The organism is Beijerinckia sp. L45, assembly GCF_009765775.1.
Lineage (GTDB): Bacteria > Pseudomonadota > Alphaproteobacteria > Rhizobiales > Beijerinckiaceae > RH-AL1.
Genome location: NZ_LMUU01000069.1, coordinates 1 through 5,953 on the forward strand (window position 1 = coordinate 1; position 5,953 = coordinate 5,953).

Genomic DNA, 5,953 nt, shown 5'->3' on the forward strand with positions numbered 1-5,953 from the left:
TTCATCTTGGGGAACGTCTGGCCTTCGCGGCTGTAGGGATCGCTGAGGTCGTCGGCGGCGATGTCGATGAAGCTGGTCGTCATAGCATCTCGCCTCAGTAGTAGCGCGGGATGGGGCCGTTGTGCGGCGTGGTGTTTGGCAGGGCGACCATCATCTCATCGACGAAACACCAGCCCCAGCCTTCCGGCGGATCGTAGCCCTCGATGATGGGATGATGGGTGACATGGAAATGCCTCGTCGCGTGCCGGTTCGGCGAGTCGTCGCAGCAGCCGACATGGCCGCAGGCCCGGCAAAGACGCAGATGCACCCAGGTGCTGCCGATTTTGAGGCATTCCTCGCAACCGAGCGCGCTCGGCGTCACGTCGCGGATCGTGTTCTTGTGGTGGCAGGACATAGTGCGCTCCCCTGTTTGCGTGGTCATACCACGGATCGAAGGGGCCGGAGAATGGCCAAGGCGTTGAGATCGCGCGTGTTGTGCGGCGCCGTCCGCATCGAAACAAGCGATCACGAGATGACGAGGCGGGGGTGACGGGCAAGGGCGCGCGTGCCCATATCCCGCAAGCCTTCCTACCGCCCGAGGATCGACCCGATGACCGCTTGGACCCCCGCCAGTATTCCCGACCAGACCGGCCGGACCATCGTCGTCACCGGCGCCAGCAGCGGCATCGGCGCGGAGGCCGCGGAGGTGCTGGCGGGCAGGGGCGCCAACGTCGTCCTCGCCGTCCGCGATGTCGCCCGCGGCGCTGCCGTGCGCGACCGCATCCTCAAGGCTTACCCCGACGCCCGCCTCACCGTCGCCCGGCTCGACGTGGCGGACCTCGCCAGTGTCCGGACGTTCGCCGCCGCAATGGCCGGGACGCTGCAAAAGATCGACGTGCTGCTCAACAATGCCGGGCTCGGCATGCAGCCGGCGCGCGCCGCGACGGTGGACGGGTTCGAGCGCCAGTTCGGCACCAACCACCTCGGGCATTTCGCGCTCACCGGCCTGCTGATGCCGCTGCTTCTGAAGGCGGCCGCGCCCCGCGTGGTGGGCATCTCCAGCATCGCGCATCGCACCGGCCGCATCGACTTCGCCGACCTGCAGCACGCGCAGAAATACAGCGGCAACGAGGCCTATGCGCAGTCGAAGCTCGCCAACCTGCTGTTTGCTTTCGAGCTCGACCGTCGCGCCCGTGCCGCGCAGGCGCCGCTCGTCAGCGTCGCCGCGCATCCCGGCATCGCCGGCACCGGATTCGTCACCGCGACGCAGATGCCGGGCTTTGTTCGGGCGGTCTTCGGGCTCGGCGTCCGGGTGGTCGGGCAGGATGCGGCGCATGGCGCCTTGCCCGGCCTCTATGCCGCGACGATGCCCGACGTGCTGGGCGGCCAATATTGGGGGCCCGACGGTTTGATGGAACTCCGCGGTGCTCCGGCGCTGGCCAAGGTCGGGGGCAACGCACAGGATCGCACCGTTGCTGCCCGGCTTTGGACGGTGTCGGAAGACCTGACCGGCGTGGCCTACCCGCCGCTGGGGTAAATTGGCGCCACTTTCATCACGGCGTCCCCTAGCCGGCATCCCCTGAGGGATGCTCAATGGCGGGGGAGGCTCGCCATGTCCATCCGAACGATTCTTGTCCCCACCGGTCCCGGAGTCGATGTCCGGCCCAGGCTCGATGCGGCGCTGCGCCTCAGCAGGGCGGCTCCGGCCCATGTCCGCGTCATCTTCTTCAGCCCGGATCCGGGCGCGGTGCTCGCCTCCCTGACCGGCATCGCCATGGCCATCGACGCGACGCTGAACCAACTCAAGTCCGATGCCGGCAAGGCCGCCGCGGATGCGGAATACGCTTTTCAGGCGTGGTGCGCCGACAACGCGATCCCGACCGTCCTACCGATGGACGGCGGCGACGGCCCGACGAGCGCGTCCTTCGCCAAAAAATTCGGCGACGTCGAGGAGCTGCTGGCGATCGAGGCGCGCCTGAGCGACCTCATCGTCCTCGACCGGCCGGACAGCCCCAACCCTTTCACCAACCGCGCCTTCGACGCCGCGGTGTTTTCCAGCGCGCGGATCTCGCTGGTCGTGTCGCCCCACCCGACCGTCATCGAGCCGCTGGATCATGTGCTCATCGCCTGGAACGACAGTCTGGAAGTCACCCGGGCCATCGCGCAGGCGATGCCGCTGCTCAAGGCGGCCCGCTATGTCTCGATTTTCGCCGGGCCCCTCCAGGCCGGCGAGCCGGCCGCCGGCCTGCAGGATTATCTCAGGTGGCACGGCATCCCCACTCTTCCCGTCCACGACGCGACGCCCGGCAAATCCTCGGGCGAGCGGATTCTGGCGTCGGCCCAGGCCGAGGGCGTCGGCATGATTTTGATGGGCGCCTATACCCACAGCCGGGCCCGGCAATTCTTTCTGGGCGGCGTGACGCAGCATTTGCTGGCCCATAGCCCCGTGCCGCTGCTGATGGCGCACTGATGACGCCTACCGTTTGAGGGCACACCATGAGCGGTGATACCCTAAAAACGCCGGATGGGCGCTACATCGTCGTTCGCGGTCGCCTGTGGCGCTGCACCGATCCCGGGCTGAGCGAGGAACGCCGCGCGGCCCTGACCAAAGCGCTGATGGCCGCGAGGCGCGCCAAGCAGACGGCGATGCGCGCCGGCGATGCCGCAGCCCGCGAGGTGGCGCGGCAGGCCGTGGACGATGCCAAGCAGGCACTCGGCGAACGCGGGCCCGTCTGGTGGACGGACGGCACGCCGGACCTGACGCGCAAGATGGCGCGCAACACCACCTACGCGGACTGGTACGCGTCCATCGATGCGACCACCGGCGCGCCCGGGCCATTCGAGCCGCCAAGCTGACGGTGCGACTGTGGCACCAAAGCCACGAATGCTGATCGGATCTCTACATTTATGCGTCATGCGTCATGCCCGGCGCCGTTTTCGACGGCCTCAAGATTACCATGGGCCGGGGGCGGGGGCGTAGCCCGCGCGCCGCCGACGATCTGACAAGGGGCTCGTCCCAAGGATGTCCGTTTGCGGCATTCGTTCGCGCTTGACCGGATCACGCGATGCGCCACTTACGGTTTTTGCCGCCCGCGAAGGAGGTTGTTTTGATCGGAACACGTCGCATCGTCTTCGCCGCTGATGGTTGAAGACACCGAAATCGAAATGGCGATGCTGGATCTCGTGGCGCAGCGCGGGGCAGATAAGACGATCTGCCCATCCGAGGTGGCGCGTCACCTCGGCGGCGCGCACCCGGACGCGTGGCGGCTGCTCATGCATCCCGTCCGGCGCGTCGCCGTCCGCCTGACGAAGCAGGGCAGGATCGCGATCCTGCGCAAGGGCGAGCCGGTTGCCGATCCCGATGATTTCAAGGGCGTGTATCGCTTAGGGCACCCCCGCGCCCCGAAGTGATGTTCGACGGAGGCCGGGGTCTGACGCGATGGCCGATGCGCCGCAGCGCAATCCTCCCCTGCGCGAAGCGCGGGGGAGGATACGCCCGTCACCGCGCCGGTGCGTCAGGCAGAAAACCGTCGTTCTCCAGGTCGGCCAGCTCGAAGGCGGGATCCACCGGAAAGCTGGTGAGCGGCAGGCCGGTTTCGGCTACGGCTTCCTTGCGGGCGTCTTGATAGGCCTGGTGAAACAGAGTTTCCCGCTGCGGCTTCAGGCTCGGATTGTCGGCGAGAACGCGGGCGGCGTGCGCGCGTTCGCGGGCGATCGTACCGAGCCAGCTGCGGCTGGCACGCGCCGGTTGCGCGATGAGCTTGAGAAGGTGCAGGGCGACAAGGCGATAGGCGGAGCGCAACGCGGCGCGTTCCGAACGTCCCAAGGTCTCGATCTCCTCGGCGAGATTGGCGCGGTCGGCCTGGCTTAGATCGCCCGAGCGGAGGAGTTCAGCCTGCCGCAGGGTCCAGGCGTAAAAATCGGTCTCGTAGAGGTCGGTCGCGGCATCGGGTGCCGGTGCCAGAGAGCGTTTCGCCATGCGTATGTCCTCGCCGAGAACTTATCACGCGGCGGGCGTCGCGCGAAGATCCTCCCTTGCGCGAAGCGCGGGGGAGGGGGACCATGCGAAGCATGGTGGAGGGCGCACACGCGCGTCGCTTGGTTTGCTTCAAAACAGGGAAGACGACCAGAGGCGGTTCTCAGCCCGCGCCCCCTCCACCGCCTTCGGCGGTCCCCCTCCCCCTCTGCGAGGGGGAGGATCTGGCCCGACCGGATGCGCGCGTCGCACGGGATCATCCTTGAAAGGGACGGCGGCAGGGCAACCCACCGGATCGCGTGTGTCCATGATCTGCGACCGCTATCGATATCGGGCTTGCCCGATATAAATTACTATAGATGCTGACGTCGGGCAGGCCCGACTTCAGGGCCGGCGAGGGCGCTGCCCGCGTCATTGACACGCGCAATCCGGTGGGATTCGGGTTGGCCGTTCCTTTCAACCATTGCTCAACCGAAAGTCGGCAGCGTCAATCTAGCCCTCAAGGTGTTGGGCCTTTAGAAAAAAAGCTTTCATCTCAAGGTCGCAACGCGTAATGGCGACGCCGCATGGACAATCTTTGACTCATCACGTTTGCGCATATCGTCTAGGTCTATACTTCTGCGCTGGGCAAGCCGTTCTGCGAAGGGGATACCCACCAACCTGCAGGTATTCCCGTAAAGGCCCCTTCAAGATGGAGAGGAAATCGACGATATTCGTCAAATACTCTAAATGTTATGACCATATCTGCGCTTCGGGTGACGCGGAGACCGCAGTCAGCATTGACGGTTCCGCAAGCGGACGACCAAACTTTACGGCGTTCAGTTCCACTTGAACGCCACTGTTCTTTGTTTAAAAGCACATCGTAGGCCGCTTGCGTGACGCGTTCGACGACCCACGCTACATCGCCGTCGAAAAGTATTTTATCTTTCTTGTCGGCGTGCGTAACTCCGTCGCGAACATCAATCCAGTTGGACACCTCTGCTAAGGAGTAGCCATCCTTTGGCTTGAGGAAAGCCGCTAGTGGCGCTACCAGCGCCTTTCCAGCTTTGCCAAACGCTCTCTCAAAGAGCCTAATAAGGTCTCGAAATCTTCCACTAGCTTGGCTATGACCTAGAGCCTCGGCGATAATTGCCACGCCGTCTATTCTATCGGAGAGATGGATTATTTGCGAAGCCGTATCGAACTCGTAAACAGATCCAGGTATTCCGTGATTTCCCTCGGGCGCTGCTATTCCTTTTGCGCTGGCCAACAATCGAAAATCGTTGTCAGATTGTGGCTTCAAGGCAAGCGCTGGCCAAGTTGAACTGACGGCTCTCCGCATGTAGTTTGAGACCGACATAAGATTAGCGTAGTGCTCGATTGCTTGCTCTCCCAATTGCCTAACAGCGTCGGCTATAAAGATTGAACCAGCATCGTCTATTGACAACGCTTCGGTGGGGAGCGTTGTGGTAGCAGCAACAACCTTTAGGTGCTCACCCTTTACTGCTTTGTCTATAAAGCACCCGACCTGAAAGGTTTCGAATGTTAGTACTATCTTCTCCCAATTTTTAGGCAATTTTGGCGTGGTTATAGTAGCAAAACGCGCGAGCTGCATAGATAACTGCCGCTGGTTGAATTGTTGATGGCAATAATTAGAGTAGTTGCCCACGGCTATGCCGCCGAAATAAGTCTAGTGAAGGCAACTGCCTATCTTGTTCTCTTAGGCTTGGGCTTGGCTGAAGCGCGGGGCGCAAGAGCAAGCACTTCAGCAGCTTCCTGCCGAACCTTCTTGCTGGCGCTATGCATGTCTTTCGCTGCACGAGTGAGCTTAGCCGGAGCAGGCGTCCTTCCTTTAACCGTCATCAACTCCTCCTTTTGCAGATCTTCGCCTCGAAATGATATTAGAACCTATAGCCATCTCGCAAGATAATCTTGATACGTAGCGTTTTTCAACAGTATTCGCATAGAGTTGTCGGCCGGCTGGAGAGCTGCAAAAAGAGAGGGAGCCGCAGCCCCCCC

7 protein-coding genes are annotated in these 5,953 nt (G+C 63.1%); 4 read left to right on the forward strand and 3 right to left on the reverse strand.

Annotation, left to right across the window (positions count from 1 at the left end; translation table 11 throughout):
* Nucleotides 1-94 precede the first annotated feature (94 nt).
* Complete coding sequence (locus tag GSQ79_RS07195) at nucleotides 95-421, reverse strand: UBP-type zinc finger domain-containing protein (protein WP_246725154.1); 327 nt, start codon at nucleotides 419-421, stop codon at nucleotides 95-97.
* A gap of 168 nt (nucleotides 422-589) precedes the next feature.
* Between GSQ79_RS07195 and GSQ79_RS07200 the strand changes: the two genes are divergently transcribed.
* From GSQ79_RS07200 to GSQ79_RS07215, 4 genes are all read left to right on the forward strand, one after another.
* Nucleotides 590-1,516: an oxidoreductase gene (locus GSQ79_RS07200; protein ID WP_158808048.1), complete on the forward strand. Its 927-nt coding sequence runs from the start codon at nucleotides 590-592 to the stop codon at nucleotides 1,514-1,516.
* A gap of 75 nt (nucleotides 1,517-1,591) precedes the next feature.
* On the forward strand, nucleotides 1,592-2,449 hold the full coding sequence (locus GSQ79_RS07205; RefSeq protein ID WP_158808049.1) for a universal stress protein: 858 nt from the start codon (nucleotides 1,592-1,594) through the stop codon (nucleotides 2,447-2,449).
* 26 nt (nucleotides 2,450-2,475) lie between these two features.
* On the forward strand, nucleotides 2,476-2,835 hold the full coding sequence (locus GSQ79_RS07210) for a hypothetical protein (RefSeq protein ID WP_158808050.1): 360 nt from the start codon (nucleotides 2,476-2,478) through the stop codon (nucleotides 2,833-2,835).
* Nucleotides 2,836-3,120: 285 nt separating this feature from the next.
* Nucleotides 3,121-3,390 (forward strand): DUF3253 domain-containing protein, encoded by a 270-nt coding sequence (locus tag GSQ79_RS07215; RefSeq protein WP_158808051.1) that lies wholly within the window; start codon nucleotides 3,121-3,123, stop codon nucleotides 3,388-3,390.
* An 88-nt stretch (nucleotides 3,391-3,478) separates the two neighbouring features.
* Here the strand turns inward: GSQ79_RS07215 and GSQ79_RS07220 are convergent, their stop codons facing one another.
* Together GSQ79_RS07220 and GSQ79_RS07225 are read right to left on the reverse strand one after the other, a co-directional pair.
* Complete coding sequence (locus GSQ79_RS07220; RefSeq protein ID WP_158808052.1) at nucleotides 3,479-3,958, reverse strand: DUF29 domain-containing protein; 480 nt, start codon at nucleotides 3,956-3,958, stop codon at nucleotides 3,479-3,481.
* 607 nt (nucleotides 3,959-4,565) lie between these two features.
* On the reverse strand, nucleotides 4,566-5,603 hold the full coding sequence (locus GSQ79_RS07225; RefSeq protein ID WP_158808053.1) for a hypothetical protein: 1,038 nt from the start codon (nucleotides 5,601-5,603) through the stop codon (nucleotides 4,566-4,568).
* Nucleotides 5,604-5,953 lie beyond the last annotated feature (350 nt).